This is a genomic window from Nostoc sp. (assembly GCF_036917935.1).
Lineage (GTDB): Bacteria > Cyanobacteriota > Cyanobacteriia > Cyanobacteriales > Nostocaceae > Nostoc.
This window is the reverse complement of record NZ_JBALEL010000051.1, coordinates 371,136-391,631: the sequence shown is the minus strand read 5'-3', so window position 1 is coordinate 391,631 and position 20,496 is coordinate 371,136. Positions and strand designations below refer to the sequence as shown.

At 41.9% G+C, this 20,496-nt stretch carries 12 protein-coding genes; 5 read left to right on the top strand and 7 right to left on the bottom strand.

All coding sequences use genetic code 11. The features are described 5' to 3' along the window. Window positions 1–782: 782 nt before the first annotated feature. Complete coding sequence (locus tag V7K62_RS22305) at window positions 783–1,565, top strand: ABC transporter ATP-binding protein (protein WP_334867905.1); 783 nt, start codon at window positions 783–785, stop codon at window positions 1,563–1,565. Between the two features lie 235 nt (window positions 1,566–1,800). Beyond that, window positions 1,801–3,258: an MlaD family protein gene (locus tag V7K62_RS22300; protein ID WP_334867903.1), complete on the top strand. Its 1,458-nt coding sequence runs from the start codon at window positions 1,801–1,803 to the stop codon at window positions 3,256–3,258. A gap of 307 nt (window positions 3,259–3,565) precedes the next feature. Here V7K62_RS22300 and V7K62_RS22295 read toward each other — a convergent pair whose 3' ends face one another. After that, on the bottom strand, window positions 3,566–3,700 hold the full coding sequence (locus tag V7K62_RS22295; protein ID WP_334867901.1) for a hypothetical protein: 135 nt from the start codon (window positions 3,698–3,700) through the stop codon (window positions 3,566–3,568). Beyond that, on the bottom strand, window positions 3,691–3,987 hold the full coding sequence (locus V7K62_RS22290) for a DUF3288 family protein (protein WP_334867899.1): 297 nt from the start codon (window positions 3,985–3,987) through the stop codon (window positions 3,691–3,693). Before V7K62_RS22290 ends, V7K62_RS22295 begins: the two co-directional genes overlap by 10 nt. Window positions 3,988–4,335: 348 nt before the next feature. Here V7K62_RS22290 and V7K62_RS22285 point away from each other — a divergent pair, with 348 nt between their 5' ends. Beyond that, window positions 4,336–6,789 carry an ATP-dependent Clp protease ATP-binding subunit gene (locus tag V7K62_RS22285; RefSeq protein WP_334867897.1) on the top strand — a complete coding sequence of 818 codons (2,454 nt, stop codon included), beginning with the start codon at window positions 4,336–4,338 and terminating at the stop codon, window positions 6,787–6,789. 486 nt (window positions 6,790–7,275) lie between these two features. On the opposite strand, the gene V7K62_RS22280 is transcribed toward V7K62_RS22285, so the two are convergent. The 3 genes from V7K62_RS22280 to V7K62_RS22270 all read right to left on the bottom strand — a co-directional run bounded on the left by V7K62_RS22280 (window position 7,276) and on the right by V7K62_RS22270 (window position 10,860). After that, complete coding sequence (locus V7K62_RS22280; protein WP_334867895.1) at window positions 7,276–8,373, bottom strand: AI-2E family transporter; 1,098 nt, start codon at window positions 8,371–8,373, stop codon at window positions 7,276–7,278. A gap of 428 nt (window positions 8,374–8,801) precedes the next feature. After that, entirely contained in the window at window positions 8,802–10,235 is a 1,434-nt protein-coding gene (locus V7K62_RS22275) for a bifunctional orotidine-5'-phosphate decarboxylase/orotate phosphoribosyltransferase (RefSeq protein WP_334867893.1), read from the bottom strand. Window positions 10,236–10,263: 28 nt separating this feature from the next. Next, on the bottom strand, window positions 10,264–10,860 hold the full coding sequence (locus V7K62_RS22270; protein ID WP_334867968.1) for a cytochrome b/b6 domain-containing protein: 597 nt from the start codon (window positions 10,858–10,860) through the stop codon (window positions 10,264–10,266). A gap of 1,022 nt (window positions 10,861–11,882) precedes the next feature. Here V7K62_RS22270 and V7K62_RS22265 point away from each other — a divergent pair. Further along, the gene (locus V7K62_RS22265; RefSeq protein ID WP_334867891.1) at window positions 11,883–12,923 is read left to right on the top strand and encodes an Npun_R2821/Npun_R2822 family protein; all 1,041 of its coding nucleotides are present in this window, start codon (window positions 11,883–11,885) and stop codon (window positions 12,921–12,923) included. A 675-nt stretch (window positions 12,924–13,598) separates the two neighbouring features. On the opposite strand, the gene V7K62_RS22260 is transcribed toward V7K62_RS22265, so the two are convergent. After that, a complete protein-coding gene (locus V7K62_RS22260; protein WP_334867889.1) occupies window positions 13,599–15,149 on the bottom strand; it encodes a PAS domain-containing sensor histidine kinase in 1,551 nt (516 codons plus the stop codon). 470 nt (window positions 15,150–15,619) lie between these two features. Between V7K62_RS22260 and V7K62_RS22255 the strand changes: the two genes are divergently transcribed. Continuing rightward, window positions 15,620–17,617, top strand: a complete 1,998-nt coding sequence (locus tag V7K62_RS22255; protein ID WP_334867887.1) for an AAA-like domain-containing protein — start codon at window positions 15,620–15,622, stop codon at window positions 17,615–17,617. A 20-nt stretch (window positions 17,618–17,637) separates the two neighbouring features. On the opposite strand, the gene V7K62_RS22250 is transcribed toward V7K62_RS22255, so the two are convergent. Next, entirely contained in the window at window positions 17,638–20,385 is a 2,748-nt protein-coding gene (locus tag V7K62_RS22250; protein ID WP_334867885.1) for a tetratricopeptide repeat protein, read from the bottom strand. Window positions 20,386–20,496 lie beyond the last annotated feature (111 nt).

Here is a 20,496-nt window from a genome sequence, read left to right as displayed (position 1 = left end):
AGCTATATTTAATAATTCCTAAAAAACAATATTTTTGACTTATATAAAAACTCGGGAGTCTTAAACTTTTGATTTTCACAACTTCAATCTGATTTTTATAAGTATCTAGGCATAAATAATTTTAAAGTTTGTAGTAAGGACTTTAGTCCTGATAATCCTTGCTCTGAGCGATAAATCGCTCACTACAAACTAGGAGTTTATTTTATATTTAATTATGTCTACCTACTTATCTTGTATCAACCGATTAATTAGCTTTTGTTGTTGTAGCTTTTCTCTGAATATTTATAACCTGAAGGAAGTAAGTCGGCGAAAAAGATTTAATGTATATGAATAAATATAAATTTGAAGTCGTAGGCTAATGCACCTTGAGTTGTTGGCGTTGCGCTGCGCGACAACGCACCCTACATTTAAATTTCTTAACATAGCTTGAAATATTAACGCCAACTTACTTAGTATATTAATACTATTAAATGACTTTGCTGATGTCTACAGAAAACCGGAATCTTATTTTCGTATTACTGAGATGTTTAATTACTACGGTGTCTTCCTCAGCCTTGCGTTGAGGATATTTTGGGACGTTAAAGATCGCAAATAACTAAATATTATGCTAAAAAAATAAAGTTTGCTAATCAGAATGCTAATTATGTACTTATAATATACTATACAATGTCTTACCAATAACTATGAAATCACTATTGGGCATATTTGTCCTTTGTTAGTTCTCAGTAGTCATTTGTTTATTTTCTAGTGACTAATGACCAATGACTAATAACTAATAACTAATGACTGAACCATTGATTGAACTGAAAGGTGTTTCTAAGTCCTTTGGTAGCCATAAAGTTCTAGATAATGTAGATTTGACAATTTACCGGGGAGAAGCACTGGGGATTATTGGCCCATCAGGGACTGGTAAATCTACTATCTTACGAGTAATGGCGGGGTTACTTACTCCCGATGAGGGAGAAATTTATGTGCAAGGAGTGCGGCGAGAGGGTTTGATTGAGGATGGTGGCCAGCAGGTTGGCATTGGTATGGTGTTTCAGCAGGCGGCGCTATTTGACTCGCTGACGGTGGAGGAGAATGTGGGATTTTTACTTTATCAAAATTCAAAGCTGTCGCGATCGCGCATCCAAAATTTGGTAAAAGAAAAATTAGAGATGGTAGGTTTGCCACCAATAGGCCACCTCTATCCCGCCGAACTTTCCGGTGGAATGCGAAAACGGGTGAGTTTTGCCCGTGCGATTATGTCTAACCCCGATAGTCCCACCGATGGCCCAGAAGTTCTACTATACGACGAACCAACAGCCGGACTTGATCCCATTGCCTCAACAGTAATCGAAGATTTAATCCGGTATTTGCAATGTTTACAGGGAGTTTGTAGTACTTATGCTGTTGTTACCCACCAAGACAGCACTATCCGCCGTACATCTGATAGACTTATATTTCTCTATGAAGGTAAAGTGCAGTGGCAGGGTACAGTTAGTGAAATATACAACACAGAACATCCCTTGATCAGACAATTTATCAGTGGAAGTGTTCAAGGCCCGATTAAAGTCGCCGGCTAGAAACTTAAAAGTCAGGAGTAAGGAGTTAAGAATAGACCTCTTGCATAAATCAAAAATAAAGAACCCCACCCCGCATTTGAGTAAAGCAAAGGCTCCCCTCCCCAAAGCATCGGCGAGGGGTTGGGGGTGGGGTGTTAGGGACTTTTGCAAGAGGTCTAATCAGGAGTTAGGAGTTAAATTCGACTACTAACTACTAACTCCTAATTGGTTGTTGATTGTTGGTGGAGGCAAAAAAATGCGAGGTCTTATGACAAGCCGCTTCGCGTCTGGGCGAACATTTAGAGAAGGTTCTGTGGGGTTATTACTCCTGCTAGGACTAGGGGTATTTGGATTACTCTATCTGTGGTTAAATAGATTCACTGCTGCTGGCCGTTCATACAAAGTTATTGTAGAATTTGCTAACGCTGGCGGAATGCAAAAAGGAGCAGCAGTTCGCTATCGTGGCGTTAAGGTAGGAACTATTTCCCAGGTTCGACCAGGACCAAATGCCATTGATGTAGAGATTGAAATTGCCCAAACTGACCTAATTATCCCCCGCAATGTAGTGGTGGAAGCTAATCAAAGCGGATTAATTAGCGAAAGTATTATCGACATCACACCAAAAGCAACCTTACCGACTGGGGTTGTGCTTGCTAAACCCCTAGATAAAAGTTGTGATACCAGTCTCATAGTCTGTAATGGCTCTCGGTTAAAAGGTCAGGTTGGCATCAGTGTTGATGAACTAATTCGCAGTTCAACTGACCTAGCTGCTGCATACAATAACCCAAAATTTTATCGAAATGTCAATAGGGTTCTAGAAACTACCACAAGTGCAGCATCCAGTTTTACTGAGTTAAGTCAGGATTTACAAGGTTTAACCAAAAGCTTACGACAACAACTTAATACATTTTCAGCCACAGCTAATTCAGTGCAACGGGCGACAAACCAACTTAATACATCCGCGAATCAAACAGTAAATCAATTCGGTGCAACTGCAACTCAAGCAAATCGGTTGCTGAACAACCTAGATAATCTGTTGACAACAAATCGTTCGTCGCTGGTTGGTGCTTTGAACAATATCACCGAAACCAGCAACCAACTGCGTGTTACAGTCAGTAGCTTATCACCATCCGTGAATCGATTGACTCAAGGAGAATTACTCAACAATTTAGAAACTCTTTCCGCAAATGCAGCGCAAGCCTCAGCTAATTTACGCGATGCTTCTAAAACCTTAAACGATCCCAAGAATGTCGTATTGTTGCAACAAACTTTAGATTCAGCACGAGTAACCTTTGAAAATACCCAAAAAATTACATCTGATTTAGATGAATTGACAGGTGATCCTAATTTCCGTAAAAATCTGCGGCAATTGGTGAATGGTCTAAGTGGTTTAGTATCTTCTACACAACAAATGCAGCAACAAGTGCAGGTTGCTACTACTCTAGACTCGGTAAAAGCTGCTGTGAGCAAACCAAATAATCTAATTCCTACCCCAGCACCAACCCAACAGGCGGTGTTTCATGACAAGTCCTTACCCGTCTATACAATTAATCCCTCACCTACTAATTTTGAAACTGCCGACACTAACCTTCAACCAACCCCCAGTCCATCTGTCTCTAATTCATCCCAAGAAGACCTCTTGAAGCAGCTGCGGGAGTATGGCAAGCAACGGGAGACGGAGAAAGAGGCAACACAGGTTGACAATTTTAAGTGAGATATAGCGGTTCTCAGTTGAGTGAGGTACAAGAACCCCACCCCCAACCCCCTCCCCGCTCTTCGAGAGGGGACTATGATGTATCTCATGTGATCAGGAAACGCTATATTTTACTGTAGACCAACTGTGTTGAAGCTGATCGACACCACTCGCCAGAACCTTGAAAACCGCATAATTTCTCTGACTGGTGTCGGTTGAACAAAGTCAAACCCAACATTAAGAACCCTTGCTTTTGTTGGGTTTGACTTTGTTCAACCCAACCTACAAATATTTTATTTTTTCAGAGTAATAAAAGAGCATTAGACACTCAGCGATCGCAGTAGATATAATTACACCAGTTCCGCCCACTCATAATAATCAAAATAGCCGGAGTTATGCGAGCGATCGCATTGCCAAAGGAAGAGACGGGAATAGCAATCAATGCCCCATGCCCTAATTCCAATCCTGTTCATCTTTCTTGCCGCGACTTTTGTAAATTCCCCCCAAATCGTGAATTTGACGAGTTTTCTCAAAAAGCTCGGCTTCGGTCAAACCCCACTGTTGCAAAACTTTATCTAGGTCTTTTTGGATGTCTCTCGCCCCTGGAAACCCTTGATAACGCATTCGCAGTCTAGCCAATTCTGCTAAATTATAATCTGTTGCCTCTTGAGCGAGTAAAATATCAATAAGGGGGCGATCGCGGTTATAAAGTGGATGTTGTTGGTCTTTACCGGACATTGCTTCAGTCATCGTCAGTCCTGAGTGATAAGTTAGGAGTTAAGATTAATATAGTGCTGAGTCTTAGTTTTTAAGTTTGGCCGAGGGCAGAGGAGCATAAAAGGCAAAAGAAAATCATCTTCTGTACTGAAAAAGAATTGTAAAATTAAGAACGTCTTAATTACTAATTATTCCTAACTCCTAACTCCTAACTCCTCATTCCTCTTAGACGGCAAGTACACCTGATGTCTTACGGCTCTCACCACTGCCACTTAACTTTAAATAAAGTTACATTAGTCCTTAAGAAAATACAAAAAACTTTAGATGAGGGTGAATTTTATCTCACCCAAAGTCCAAGCAGCGAGGGAGCAAGAACCCATTATGTTTGAACACTTCACTTCCGAAGCCATTAGAGTAATTATGTTAGCTCAGGAGGAAGCACGTCGCCTCGGACACAATTTCGTAGGAACTGAACAAATTCTCCTGGGTTTGATGGGAGAAGGAACTGGGGTTGCTGCTAAAGTGCTAGCCGAATTAGGCGTTAACCTCAAAGATGCCCGCCGCGAGGTAGAAAAAATTATTGGTAGGGGTTCTGGCTTTGTACCACCAGAAATTCCTTTTACCCCCAAGGTGAAAAGCCTCTTCGAGCAATCGTTTAAAGAAGCTCATAGTCTAGGACAGAATTACATTAACACTGAACACTTACTCTTAGGATTAACCGAGGCTGGTGAAGGTGTCGCCGCCAAAGTACTGCAAAATCTAGGGGTTGACTTCAAGAGTGTCCGCAGTGCCATAGTTCGCCGTTTGGGTGAAAATGCACCGGCTTTTGCTGGTAGTGGTAGTCAAAAGCGCACCCAACCGCTAACGATGGAAGAGTATGGCAGAAATTTGACCAAATTAGCCCAAGAAGGCAGACTCGACCCCGTAGTCGGTCGCGAGAAGGAAATTGAGCGGGCGATCCAAATTCTCGGTCGCCGTACTAAGAATAACCCGGTGTTGATTGGAGAACCAGGAGTTGGTAAAACTGCGATCGCCGAAGGTCTAGCTCAACGTATTATCAACCAGGATGTTCCTGAAACCTTACAGGGCAAGCAAGTTATCAGCCTCGATATGGGGTCATTGGTAGCTGGAACTCGCTTCCGTGGCGATTTTGAAGAACGCATCAAAAAAGTCGTGGAAGAAGTCCGCACTGTGGGCAATATCATCCTGGTGATTGACGAAATTCACACCTTGGTTGGCGCTGGTGGTACAGAAGGTGGCTTGGATGCAGCTAACATCCTCAAACCTGCCTTAGCACGAGGTGAACTCCAGTGCATCGGCGCAACTACCCTCGATGAATATCGTAAGCATATTGAGCGTGATGCCGCCCTAGAGCGTCGTTTCCAACCGATTAAGGTTGGAGAACCCTCAGTAGAGGAAACCGTACAAATTCTCTACGGCTTGCGCGGTGCTTATGAACAACACCACAAAGTCACAATTTTGGATGCGGCACTTGTCGCAGCAGCAGAATTATCAGATCGCTATATTAGCGATCGCTTCTTGCCCGATAAGGCAATAGACTTGATTGATGAAGCTGGTTCTCGCGTTCGTCTGCGGAACTCCCAAAGTTCTCCTAATAAAGAACTGAAGCGTGAACTCGCTGGCGTTACCAAAGAAAAAGAAGCAGCAGTCAGAGTCCAAGATTTTGATAAAGCTGGAACCCTGCGCGACCAAGAGTTAAAACTTGCCGAACAACTGCAAGCAACCTTTACACAAAACGATCAACCTGTCAACTCTACTGTAGTTGACGAAGAAGACATCGCCCAAATCGTTGCCTCTTGGACTGGCGTACCAGTTAACAAACTCACTGAATCTGAGTCAGAGTTGCTCCTGCACCTAGAAGACACTCTGCACCAACGGCTCATCGGACAAGAGCAAGCAGTCTCAGCTGTATCTCGCGGTATCCGTCGCGCCCGCGTCGGATTAAAAAATCCCAATCGTCCCATTGCTAGCTTTATCTTCTCTGGCCCCACTGGAGTTGGTAAAACAGAATTGGCGAAGGCATTAGCTGCCTACTTCTTCGGTGCGGAAGACTCGATGATTCGGCTAGATATGTCCGAATACATGGAAAGCCACACCGTCGCCAAGCTAATTGGTTCACCTCCTGGTTATGTGGGATACGACGAAGGCGGACAACTTACAGAAGCCGTGCGGCGGAAACCATACTCAGTGCTGCTATTCGACGAAATCGAAAAAGCACACCCCGATGTATTCAATATGCTGCTGCAACTCTTGGATGACGGTCATCTTACCGATGCCAAAGGTCGGAAAGTAGACTTCAAGAACACGCTGATCATTTTGACTTCCAACATCGGTTCCAAGGTGATTGAAAAAGGTGGTAGTGGTTTAGGCTTTGACTTCGACACTCAAGCCGACGCTAGTTATAACCGCATCCGCACCTTGGTAAATGAGGAATTGAAAGCTTACTTCCGTCCTGAGTTCCTCAACCGTCTCGATGAGATTATCGTCTTCACCCAGCTTTCTAGAGATGAAGTTAAGCAAATCGCCGAAATTATGCTTCGCGATGTTGCTGGCCGCTTGACAGAAAAGGGAATTATCCTAGAAGTTAGCGATCGCTTCAAAGAGCTTGTGGTACAAGAAGGTTATAACCCCAGCTACGGCGCTAGGCCATTACGTCGGGCAATTATGCGCCTCCTAGAAGATTCTCTCGCCGAAGCAATGCTGTCTGGTGAAATTACAGATGGAGACACAGCCCTTATCGATGTTGATGATGACTCTCAGGTGAGAGTACACAAATCAGAAAAACGAGAATTGCTGTTGGCAAATGTTGGCTAATTTTATATCCGTTCACTTTTTCCTGTAATTTTTGAGAAACACTCCAGCCTCTTGCGTAGAGCAGAGGCACAAACAGCGTCATCTCACACAAACATCAAGTGAAATGGTATTATTTCTCACCCCTAGTAGAAATGCTAGGGGTTTTTTTATGCAGTTCCTTTTGAGTGGTCAATACCCACCTACCCACATCTGTTTATAATGAGTTTAGGATATAGCAGTAATATGATTGAAAATCAGAACTTTCACATAGTTACAGCAGATTGCGAGTTGATGAGGTACAAAAATACCCCACCCTAACCCTACCCTTATAAAGGGGAGGGAAATAGATTTGCTGTTTCCCCCCAATATATCGGGGGGATTAAGGGGGGTAATTCACCGTAGCCCCTTGCCAATGGAAGGGTGTACTTCACTTACTTGCAAAGTGCTGTAAAGATACTGTCAGAACTGATGACAAAGGACGATTAACCTTGGCTACTGTTGCCATCATTACGATATTGATTCCTCTGGCAACAATTCTGATGCTGCTTTACTCTCACCCACCTCATCAGAATTACCAGATGTAGAAAAACCATCTGCTACATCTTTGATAAAACCAGCTATAGGTACCGCGACTAGTAAACCTAAGACTCCACCGACATTGGTTCCGACAAGCAAAGCAATTAATACCCATATTGGTCTAAGTCCAGTAAATTTACCTAATAATCGGGGTGCGATCGCCTGATCGATTAACTGATCAATGACAACAGCTACCGCAAAAACTTTTACTGCTAACCAAAAGTCGTGTGTAGCTATTATGAAAGTGATTACAATCAGACTGACGACATCACCAAAGGGAATTAAGCTCAAAACCCCAACTCCCAAACCAAAGAGTAAACCAAACTGAACTTGAAAACCTAAAAACAATAATGTTACTGAAACACCCATCATAAAAGCCAAAGTTACCTGACCAATCAAGTAATTTTGGAAGTTTTGCTGAATAGACTGGCTTACCTTATGAGCAAAACTTCCAGGTAATTTTTTAAATATTCCCTGCCAAATTCTTGGCCCATCTAACAATAGATAAAAAGTCAGCACTACTGTGATTAACGCTTCAGAAATACTATCAAGTGTATCTATGAGAATGCTTAAAAGTTTATCTGAAACAAACTCTAACTCATTCGGTAGTTGGTCAGTAACTCGTGCTAATAGCTGACTTAAATTCACATTTAATTTGTGCCTAAAAAACCAATCATTTACAATCTGAAGTTTTTCTTCGCTAGAATCAATCCATTGAGGAAGGACTCTAACCATCTCATTAAATTGATCTAAAAGAATAGGTACTAAAGTGATACCCAAAGCAACAACAATTACCAAGGCTAATATAAAAACTAGTGCTACTGCATAGCCACGTTTAACTCCCCCCTTTTGAAGAATCGAAACAGGATAGTTTAAAACGAATGCAAGCAAAGTAGCCAAGAGAAGAATTGTTACAACAGGTTGAAAGTTTTTAACCAGCAAAAATGCTAGCCAACCATTGAGAAACACTAGAGGAAATAGCAGCGTAAAAATTAACCATCTAAGTAGTTGATTCAGTGAAAAATTCATAATTAATTTAAAAATCCAAATTATTCTAGTTACTAGATTGAACCTGGGAATTAAATATAGCGGTTCTCGTTTACATGAGGTACACCCGTAAGGGCACGGCAGTGCCCATTGGTGTCAACTTAACGTCAAAGCAAGTCTAGAACTAGCTTTTAGATTGCCTCGTTCCCAGTCGGAGACTGGGAATGCTCGTCCTTGAGGCTCCGCCTCTCTTGCTGGCGGCAGAGCCGCCAGGAGCAGCATTTCTAGCCTCTGGCTAGAAACGAGGTTTTAAAGGAGTTTCAGCTTAAGTTGACACCAATGGGCACTGCCGTGCCCCTACATCTCTTGATGTAATGTTGTACTGCATCTGAATTGGCACCGCTATATGCCTAATGGGAGGTAGATAAGAAAAATCTTCCCCCATTCCCTACTCCCCATTATTCCGATTACTAACTTTCAGCAAAAGCTAAAAATTGCTCCTCATTTATCCGCCCTGCTTGATACAGAGTATTAGTAATTTCCGAAATAGTTAAAACCGCATGACTGCGATAACCATTTTGCTGTAACCTATCTTTCACCCCCTGTTCATGATCGATAAATACCACAATATCATTAACCTTTAATCCTGCTGATTCCAACTTTCCTGCCCCTTCCATGACACTTTTGCCGCTGATGAGAATATCGTCAACCACCACAACTGTTTCACCAGGATGAAAGTTACCCTCAATTACTCTCCGAGTTCCGTGTGCCTTCACCTCTTTACGCGGGAAAATCATTGGACAATGAAGCCGCAAAGCTAAACCAGTCGCAGTAGGTAAAGAACCGTAGGGAATACCTGCTAACCTATCAAAAATCAGATTCTTCAAAATATCCTCATAAGCTGTGAGAACTTGATTAAAAACTTGGGGATTGGAAATAATTTTGCGTAAGTCGATGTAATAAGGAAATATAGCTCCTGATGCTTGGACAAAGCTGCCAAACATAATACAGTCAATGTCATAAAGTTGTAAAATCAAATCCTGTTGTGGGTGCTGATTTAGCAAACAAACATCAGGAAACCACACAGAACATGTGGAATTTTCGTAAATAATTTCAGCTTTGATTTGATTAATTTCTGCGCGTACAGACTGGACTTCTTCAGATAATTGTGTGTTTCCCAACATATCTTGAGGAACAGGAATCAGCAAACCATCACCGTTAGTATTCAAACCTGCTTCTAAAATTTGCTTCAGATTTTGACCCTCCGCCCAGATGCTACGCGCCAGAATAATTCGTTCAGGCGCAACTGCTCGAATAAGTGCTAAAACTTCAGGATTTGTAGTCCCCACCTCCAAACCCAATTGTTCTGGAGTCCCCCAGGTTTTTGATTCTTTTACTACCTGTAAATAAAGCGGTGATTCGTTTGTAGGATATTGCTGTAAAGCTTCTGCACCGGGATTAGAAGTACAGCATAAAATAAACACTGCTTTGTCAGGATAAACCAAAAAAGGTGCTACATGATCTTGTCCTGTATAGGGACTGAGAGTAATTGCATCTACCTGCCATTCTGTAAACACAGTCCGGGCAAAGATCGTACTAGTATTTAAGTCGCTGTGTTTGGCATCTAAAATAACTGGGATGTGGGCTGGAATAGCTGCTAAAGTTTTGTACAGCAGTTCTAAACCGGGAATACCTAACGCTTCGTAAAAGCCAAGTGTCGGTTTATAGGCACAAACGAAATCAGAAGTTTCCGCAATAATGAATTGTAACCACTTCTCCAAACCAGCGATGAGTTCTTCAGATTCATAACGCACAGGCATCATTTCTGGATTTGGATCAAGTCCTACAAATAGTAGGCTTTGATTATGCAATATATTACGATTCAATTTATCAAAAAAGTTCATTTTTTTTTGTTTAAAAAAAGATCGTTTATCAAAACATTGATTCTGCTAATTCAGTACCACCAGCCTTACGCCCTAATCGAGAGTGAATCACTGCAAATAAGATAACCATCGGCACTGAGGCAAAGTGAACGATTCGCAAGGCTTGCCAACTGCCAAACAGTTCCACAATCCCAGAAAATTGAGCAGGTTTATACATTCCTATTCCTGTAAATAATGCCAACAGCAAGATAGGAATAATTGCTGTATAGGCAATACGATGCCAAGCATAAATTAGGCGCTGAGAATTTTGACTTTTTTGTAATGCTTTGAAATCATTCGCACCGACAAACCGATGTCGCCAGCGCCGGGTAATTAAAACGTAAATTCCATACCACAAGAGATTCAACGAGAATAGCCACATTGCTGCAAAATGCCAGTGTCTACCTCCTGCGAGCCAACCTCCTAAAGTAAATATCGGAGGAATGTGCAAACCTCCACGTCCACCAAAAACAGGGTTGGCGTTGTAAATTTGTAGTCCACTAGTGAGCATAATAAACAGACTAATGATGTTACAGGAGTGGAAAATTTTGGCTCCTATTGCTTGAGTGGGTCGCTTTCGAGTTTGAGTGGGAACGGTGGAAGTCATAGATTTTGACTGATGAAAGTCGCTGTTTATCTGTCTTGGGTGAATAGTCCAGCAAGTTTGGGGGTGGGCATTACTCACCTTTATTTTCCCATCATTAGATTCAGTATTCTGACATTGATGGTCTACCATCTGCTGTTTTAACTGTCAGTTTAGGTATGGCTAGGGTTGTCCTAAGCTAAATTGTCAAAATTGGGCGATGTCTTATATCATGTCCGCTTGATTACTTATTAAACCCGAATCACCCCAAACACCCCAAAGAGCAAGCGGGGAGGGGATTAAGCAAAGCCAGCGCGGGAACAGGGGTTTGCCCCATGAGCGACTGGCGGGTGGGGTGCAATGACTGTGGGAATGATAACTAATTATGCGGACATGATATTACAGCAGTCTGCTCGTAATAATACGATAAATTGTATTCCATCACTCCTCACTCAAACGACTGCTGATGCTTGAATCCCAATTTCTGCTATACCCGTATTGCCGTCACCCGAAAAGCTTTTGGCTGAAATAAACTTTCTGCAAATTTCAATAGGGCATTGGCATACTCAGCACCCTTTCCTCCGTCCAGTCAAGTCAGGGCGAATCCTCATGCCAATATTAATCACCACCATCTGTTAATTCATGCGATGCCTGGGGTTCTTGCTAGCCTACGATAAGTTGACGTAAAGTAAACATTTTTGAGGGAGAAACAAGCCTCAAACCTCTGTAGGGTAATGGAAATTGTCTCCATGATGAATTTACTGTATATTTCTGATTTCCGTGTTGTACCTACATCAATTTATATGGCAAGATATAAACTTAACAAGACTATATATAGGTCTGATTTTTAAAATATACGTAGGGTGGGCATTGGCTTCACCGGAGCTGCAAGTGTAGGAAATTTTTCCAAAATAAAACCGGAGTCCTGTATCTGATCTTTAAATGTTCACAACACTCGGAATTTGGTAACAATAGTAAATAGATAAAATTCTCATATTGTAATTACTAAACAAATAAAAAAATAAAAACAAAAAGGATTTATCAGAATGGAACCTTTCGGTATTTATACCCTGGCTAATGATGTCGTTTACGATCAACTAGTTGCTTTGCTCAATAGCATTGAGGTAAATGTTGGTGCGGATATTCCTGTATGTATTATTCCCTACGATGAAAAATTACAACTTGTGAAGCAGGAAGTTAATTCAAGACAAAATGTTTGCTTATTTGAAAACAAAACATCAATGCAGCGTTGGGAAGAATTTTATAATCAAGTTTGGAATGCACACCCCAAGGTACATCAGAAAATTCAAGGGCATTCTAAATGGTATAATAAAAGCAATTTGTTTAGAAAAATGTCTGCTTTTGATGGCAATTTTGATAGATTTGTGTTTTATGATGCCGATAGTTTAGCCATGAGTTCCTTGGATAGAGTTTTAGAGAAGTTAGACGATTATGACTTTGTGTTTGACGATTGGGAGCATGGTAAATCAACTCCTGTAGCAGCATTAAATTTTTCTTTAATTGAACATCAAATTTCTTTGTCAGAATCTGAGATTCGCTCTCAGTTACATTGCTCTAGTTTTTTCGCTTCAAAAAGTGGTATTTTTGGGGATAATCAACTAGAAATGCTCAGAGAGCTTTTGGTAGATAAGCAAGAGTATACCTGGATCAATAATCATTCCTGGTGGTGTGATGCAGACTTATTTAGCTATATGACTTTGCGATGTAATCGCCCATTATTTAACTTTACACTTAGCCCCAATGGACAGGACAGGACTGGCAACTGTGCTGATGTTGATCCATTTGTTAATATTAACAATGTTCTTTATAATCAAGATGGATTAAAAAATATCCATCGCCTTCACTATATGAATTATCCTTCAATTGATTTTACTCGACTTTCTCAAGGTGAGGATGTTAACATCCGTTATAAAAATGAATTTTTATACTATCGTTTCTTGAAAAATCCAGAGCAAAAACCAAAAAATCTCAAAGCGCCAAGTATGGTGGCTAAAACTAATAGATTCATTAAAAAGACCGTAAATAAAATCAAAAGAAAGCTGGGAGCATCTCAAAAAGTGAGATGACTCAAACCGACAATAATTCAGGACTTAGGCAAGTAATAGCTGAAACCCTGATTTTTAGGTAGGGGCAACAGCGTGTAGTTTTGCGTAAGTCCTATAATCAATAGACCTCTTGCAAAAGTCCCTAACACCCCTCCCCGATGCTTTGGGCTACGGTGTACACACAAGTCGAAAAAAGCTCGATTTCCCATTGTTTTCTTGTTCCCATGGAGAGCATGGGAATGGCTGATTAGAGGCTCTGCCTCCAGTTAGACATTGAGTCAGAGACTCAATGAATGCATTCCCATGCTCTCCATGGGAACGAGTCAAACGAGTCAAGCCTTTAGGACTTGTGTGTACACCGTAGTTGCTAAGGGGAGGGGAGACAAAGCGCAGCTTTGGCGGGGTGTGGTTTTTATTTTAGATTTATGCAAGAGGTCTAAGAGGATGTTTGAAAAGTGGTTGGCTGTGATTTTAGGCACTTCTAGATCCCCCCTAACCCCCCTTAAAAAAGGGGGGAACCTCTCTCAAAGTCCCCCTTCTTTAAGGGGGATTTAGGGGGATCTCAAAGTATTTGCTACCAAGAAGAGGACTTGTTCATTCATCCTCTAATACATTGAGGTAGGCACAGCTAGAGCCAAGGAATTGAGGCGCATTTTCTCGTTTCTATTGCGCTCCGTAAATCTTGGTTCGACTTACCTAAAAGCTGGCGTGTTTTCTAATAGCAGCATAGTGTCTTGCTGTTGTATTCATTTCAATGATCAACTCTGTCCCTTGACCTAATTTAGAATTACACTTAAGTTTACCTTGATGTTTTTCAACTATAATTTGCCGACTAATTGATAACCCTAGTCCTTGACCTTTACCTACTGGTTTTGTCGTAAAAAATGGTTCAAATATATGTTTTTGGATATGGGGAAGTATGCCTTTACCATTGTCAGAAATACGAATTATGACTTTGTGTTTTTTTCCTAGTAGTTTGTCATTTACCCAAGGTTCATTACTATTGACTAATGATAAATGACTGCTAACAATTTCTGTGTGAATAAAAATAGTAGGATTAAAGGAAAAATCATGTTTCATTCTTTCTTCTAAGGCATCAATGGCATTAGTTAAGATGTTCATGAATACCTGATTTAGTTCACCAGAATAACACTCGATTAAAGGTAATTCTCCAAAGTCTTTAATTACTTCAATTCCGGCTCTATCAGGCTTTTCTTTGAGGCGATGCTGCAAAATCCTGAGAACACTATCAAATCCTTCATGCAGGTCAACCTTTTTCATTTGACCTTCGTCAGAGGTTGAAAAATTCCGCAAGGCGAAAACAATTTCTTTGACGCGCTCAGATCCGGCTCGCATTGACCACAGCAATTTTAAAAAATCTGTCTTCACAAAACCAAGGTCGAGGCGTTGTAAATGTAAGGCAATAACTGGGGTAGGCGTGGGATAGTAATGTTGGTAAAGTTCAACAATCCTGATTAAGTCTTCAGCGTATTGACTGGCGGGATGGAGATTGCCGTAGATGAAGCTAACCGGGTTGTTAATTTCGTTAGCCATATCCGCCACCAATTGACCGAGATTAGCCATTTTCTGGTTCTGCAATAATTGCTTTTGGGTATATTTGAGTTCATTGAGGGTGATTTCTAGCTGCTGTGATGTTTCCCTAACTTGGTCTTCGCTAGACTGGCGTTGGGCAATTTCTGTTTGGATTTGTTCAAATAGTTGGTATTGTTGTGTAGCGTAGGCGCAGCCCGTCGTAGACATCGCTTTATCCTGAGTAATATCCTTGTGCGTCCCCGCCATCCGCACTGGTTTACCGAATTGATCCCACTGAAATACTTTGCCACAAGTCAGAATCCACTTCCACTCCCCGGATTTAGTCAACATTCTCAATTCGACTTCAAACACAGGTGTGCATCCTTGGAGATAATCGTGCAATACCTGGCGAATTCTCGGTAAATCCTGTGGATGTACAAGTTGCTCAAAGGATTTCTGCTCATCGTCGATTTCGTCTCCTTCATACCCCAGAATGTGCTTCCACTGGGGATCATAATAGGTTTTGTCAGTTACCATATTCCAATCCCATAACCCCAAGCCACTGGCGATTAATGCCATTTGTAAGGCGGCTTGTGAGCATTGGCAAGGATCTAAATTTTCTTGAGATAAGTCTTTTGGTTTTGGGAAACTCTGGGAATCTTGTACTGAAAGTGGAGCTTCCGATTCATGGGTAGCGGGTTCTTCGATATGCATAGCTGCTGGTACGATGAGGAAGATATCTTGTAGCTCTCTCTCTACGCTGTCTTAGCACCCTGACGATCCAGTTATGGACAAAATCGTCTACTTGGTTTATTAGGCTGTAACTTAGGTCAGGGATATATCAGCCCATATCATAAATTAGGACGGACGAATGTAACCTCTGTTGCGATCGCAATGGCGGTTTTTTAGAAAAAAAAATAGCTACATTGTGTGCATCTACATTCTAAGATATGTCTAAAAAAAGTAGTTCAAATCACATACAATTACCTAAAAAATCGGAAAAGTTTGTAAAAAAAATTCTATGATTAAGTCACGTCAAATACTTGAGGATGCAAAAAATTGTCAAGGCTAGTTTGTAGCTTTTTTGGTCAGGGCTAGCTGCTATCCATACAAGGCAGGCTACATTGACTTCCAAAGCTTAATGGTGTGAGAAAATATCATGCTGCAATTAGAGCCGATGAGTAATGACTATAGATGAACTAGTATTGCTACTAAAAGCCAGTCAAGCAACCGGTTTAACAACGCTCCAAGAGTTGATATTGCGTTCTTCGTGGGAAGGAAAAACCTACATCAATATAGCCTGTGAAGCGCACTACGCCGAAGAACGTGTCAAGAAAATTGCTGCTCATTTATGGCAAGTACTGAGTAATTTTTGCAAAGAACCGATAAATAAATCCAACTTCCGCCAGACTCTAGAAAATCACCGTCTTAGCAAAGCGGATCAGGAGTTAGTTAAGGAATTTAACCGAGCCGCGATCGCGATATCCTTAGAATTTCCTAGTGGGCCAGTATCCCTTAATTCCAGATTTTACATCCCTCGCCCGCCAATTGAAGAACTCGCTTACGCAGAAATGGTTGAACCTGGGAGCGTGATTTGCATCAAAGCACCCAAGAAAATGGGGAAAAGCTCTCTGGTTTTGCGGTTGCTTGCACGTGCTAACAAGCAAGGCTTTCACATCGTGAGTTTGGACTTCCAGCAAGCAGACAAAGCAGTATTTGCCAGTTTGGATAAATTTTTGCGCTGGTTCTGTGCCAATGTCAGTCGGGAGTTACAGCTAGAACCAAAACTTAATGATTATTGGGATGAAGATATGGGTAGCAAAGTCAGCTGCTCTATATATTTTCAACAATATTTACTGTCTGCGCTCTCAAGTCCCCTTGTTTTGGTATTAAATGAGGTGGATTGGGTGTTTGAGTATCAGGAAATTGCTGGAGAATTGCTACCATTAGTGCGATCGTGGCATGAACAAGCCAAAAGGGTAGAAATTTGGCAAAAACTGCGCCTATTTCTGGTTTATTCAACGGAAATTATTGTTCCCATAAAACTGACTCAATCGCCATTTAATATTGGTTTGACAATTAATTTACCTCCGTTTACGAAAGAGCAAGTGCAGGATTTAGCACAACGTCACGGCTTGGATTGGACAGATGGGAAAGACGCCGATAGTTTGATGGTAATGGTAGGAGGAAATCCTTTTTTGGTGCGATTGGCTTTGTATCACCTTGTGGGTAAAGGGGGATTAAAACAAGATTTAGGGCAGTTATTGCCACAAGCACCCACAGAAGCCGGAATTTATAACGAGTATTTAAGGCAGTATGTGTTAGCACTACGAGATCAGCCAAAATTAGGAGATGCTTTTTATGAAGTGATTAATACTACAAGTTATGTGAAATTAGAGCCAGTATTGGCATATAAATTACAGAGTATGGGGCTAATTAATTTAGAAGGCGATCGCTCTACTCCTGCGTGTGAATTATATCGTTTATATTTCCGACAATACCTGAAAAAAAGTGAGGATTTCAACAATACTCGTGTTGAACGGTTGAAACAAGAAAATCAACACTTGCTTGTCCTCTCTAGCTTAGATCAACTAACTCAATTAGTTAATCGCCGCTACTTTCAAACCTACCTGCAAATTGAGTGGCAAAGAGCCGCTCGTCAACGCATCCCAATATCACTGATTTTGTGCGATATCGACTATTTTAAAATTTATAATAAAACTTATGGTAATTCCGCAGGAGATGAGTGTTTGCAAAAAATCGCTAATACTATCTGTAACTGTGTCAAACAGTCACTAAGTAATAGCAGTTTCTCATACAGTAAGAGGATGAATTATTCTCAGGGTGGTGCTTTTGTGACTTCCCAGAGAGGAGATTTTAGAGACGAATGCAGTCGAGTATTAGTGGCTCGTTACGGTGGTGAAGAATTCGCCATTCTCGCTCAAGTAGAGGTTACTGCTGCAATGGACATTGCCGAATATATTCGAGAGCAAGTCAAAGCTTTGGAAATTAAATGTGAGTATCCTAGCATTGGTGGTTTACCTGCTGCTGTTTTAACTGTGAGTTTAGGCGTGGCTAGCGTTATTCCGGCAATAGAAATTGAGCCTGCTACCTTAGTGAATGCTGCTGAGGAAGCACTCTATCAAGCCAAAAGAAAAGGGCGCGATCGCGTTGTAGTTTAATATAGAAGTTATCATGAATTTTACGGTTCTGAGGTGAGGCGATGCCTGCGGCGGGCTTCGCCTACGCGCAAATATACTAAATTGTCACGACAAGCAACAGCATGAGGATGATTAACCCCTAAACGTCGCTCTAAAATATCTAAAGCTTGCAGATACAGGGGTTCGGCTTCACTGTATCTTCCCTGGCAAGAATAAAGTCCTCCCAGGTTATTGAGGCTAGTGGCAACATTAGGATGTTCTTCACCCAGTAGGCTTCGCTTTAGTTCTAAAGCTTGCAGCAACAAAGGTTCGGCTTCGCTGTATCTTCTTTGGGAACGATAGAGTTCCGCCAGGTTGTTGAGGCTTTCTGCAACATCAGGATGTTCCTCTCCCAGCAGGCGTTGCTTTAATGCCAAAGCTTGCAGTAACAGGAGTTCGGCTTCACTGTATCTTCCTTGAGAGTAATAGAGATTTGCTAGATTGTTGAGGCTTTGTGCCACATTGGGATGTTCCTCTCCCAGCAAGCGTCGCGTTAGTTCCAAAGCTTGTAAGAACAGGGGTTCGGCTTTGCTATATCTTTCTTGGGAGTAGTAGAGATTCGCGAGGTTGTTGAGGCTTGTGGCAAAATTGGGATGTTCCTCTCCTAACAGGTGTCGCGTTAGTTCCAAAGCTCCTAGTAAAAGGGGTTCGGCTTCGCTGTATCTTCCTTGGGAGTAGTAGAGATTCGCTAGGTTATTCAGGCTAGTAGCAACATGAGGATGTTCCTCTCCCAGCAGGCGTCGCAGAAGTTCTAAAGCTTGTTGTAACAGGGGTTCGGCTTCGCTGTATCTTCCTTGGGAGTAGTAGAGTAACGCCAAGTTGTTGAGGCTTTGTGCAACATTGGGATGTTCCTCTCCTAAACGTTTTTTGGTAACTTCTACACATTGCTCATACCAAGGTAAAGCTTGGTCATACAACCCTTGACCATGATAAAATCGAGCGTTACCGATGAAAGGCCAAGTTAAATCTTCATCGCTGACGTATTCAATGAGATTCTGCGCTACTTCAGCTATATGAGGTAGAGCGGGGGAGACAGCAGTAATTTGCTCAAGGATGGGTGTTTGCGGAATCTCCTTGGCGATTGTTACCATTAGCTGAGAAAAGGAACGCTTGAGTTTCTCTGCCAGTTCTGAACCTGTAAGCTTGGATTGAAAAAATTCCCTCAGCAGTGGATGCAGTTGATAGATTCCCTCACTTTTACGTTGTAGCAAATGCAGATTCAGCAGCCTGTCGTCTCTAATTTCCTCTAATTCTTCAGCGTCTTCCTCTGGTAGGCATTGTTCCACTAATTTCCAGGGTATCGGTGCGCCGGCAAATAAACTCAGCAAACAGCCCAGCTGCTTATCTGCATCGGTTAATCCGTGCCAACTCAACTCAAAGGCTGCTTGCACACCCCGTTGTGCTGTCATGTTACCTTCTGACTTTGACTTAGAGAGGGAACGTTCATCTAGTCGCTTTTGTTTCAATCGCCGCAACATTTCTGTTAGGGACAAATCTTGTTTCCGCGCCAGATATCGCCCTACCAATTCCACACCCAAAGGTAAACATCCCAGCCACTTACACAACTGATTTGCTATAGCTATTTCTCGCTCAATTCGCTCTGGTGTCTCTTTGAGTAAAGACCTTAATAACTCCAGAGCCGCCTCTGGTTGCAGCACATCCAAGGATAGTTGTGCTATGCCTCCAAAGTATTGGCGTGTAGTAATAAGCACTTTAAACTGGGAAGATAGCAATGGTAAATAAGGCTTAACTTGCTGATAGTCGCTGATATCATCCAACACTAGCAGCACATTACCCTGACACCAATGCCGAAAGCAGTATTGCACTTGGGCAAGTAAATCCAAATCCTCTGGTGGGTTTAAGTCCAACTGCGTTCTGGCAAACTGCACAACTTGAATGCCCACATCTCCAGTTTTCCCTCGTAACCAGCAAATTCCACCCTTGTAGGTTTCGTAGTGCTTGATTGCATATTGCAGCGCAAGTTCTGTTTTACCCAGTCCAGCCATACCAGCAATTGCTGCTATTGCTACTCGGCCATTTTGCTGCAACATCTGGTGGAGAATTTGGAGTTCGGCTTCACGTCCAACAAATTCCACCACCCCGCCTAAAGGAAGATTATGGCAGGTTGGTTTTACAATATTTGTATATTTCGGTGCTAATTCCGTCCTCGCAACTCCAGCCATACCAGCAATTGCTGCTATTGCCATGTAGTCATTTTGCTGCAACATCTGGTCGAGAATTTGAAGTTCCTCCTCACCTCCGATAAACTTCTCTACTACAGTCAGGGGTATGTTCTCGTAACGCGTAGGAGTGGGTTTGGCTTTTCTAGCTTCGGTACGCTGTACCCCTGGTAATTTTTCTCTACGACGTTGCCATTCTTCATCAAACTTACGCAAATTCCTTTCTTTATCACCCTTGTTGTGCCAAAGCGTCAGCTTAAAGTGCCAGTCCTCTGAACCTCGCTTATGTTCGCGCATATCTTCCAAAATTTCCATGAAATCTTGGAGCAGTCTCAGCGCTTCCCTAATTTGTTCTTTAGTTAACTTATCTGGGTATTCATCCTGTGCTGTCAATGCTTCCAGACTTCTCAAGGTTGTCCTGACAACCAGTTCGGTCTGTGTCTGCCATGTAAAATCTATTTTTAGTAGAACATTGCTATACTCGAATTCGTCATGGGTGTAATCTAGTACTGTTTGAAACAAGTGCTTCACCCGCTTTCGCGCTTGATCACCATATGAATATTTTGGCATCAGTCAAGTACAAAAAAGTATCCTAAAAAGTTCGGTAAATCATCAAACTTACTAACTACCCCAAACTCTATAACTATTATGGCACAAATATTAGAGCTGATAGTCCCTACA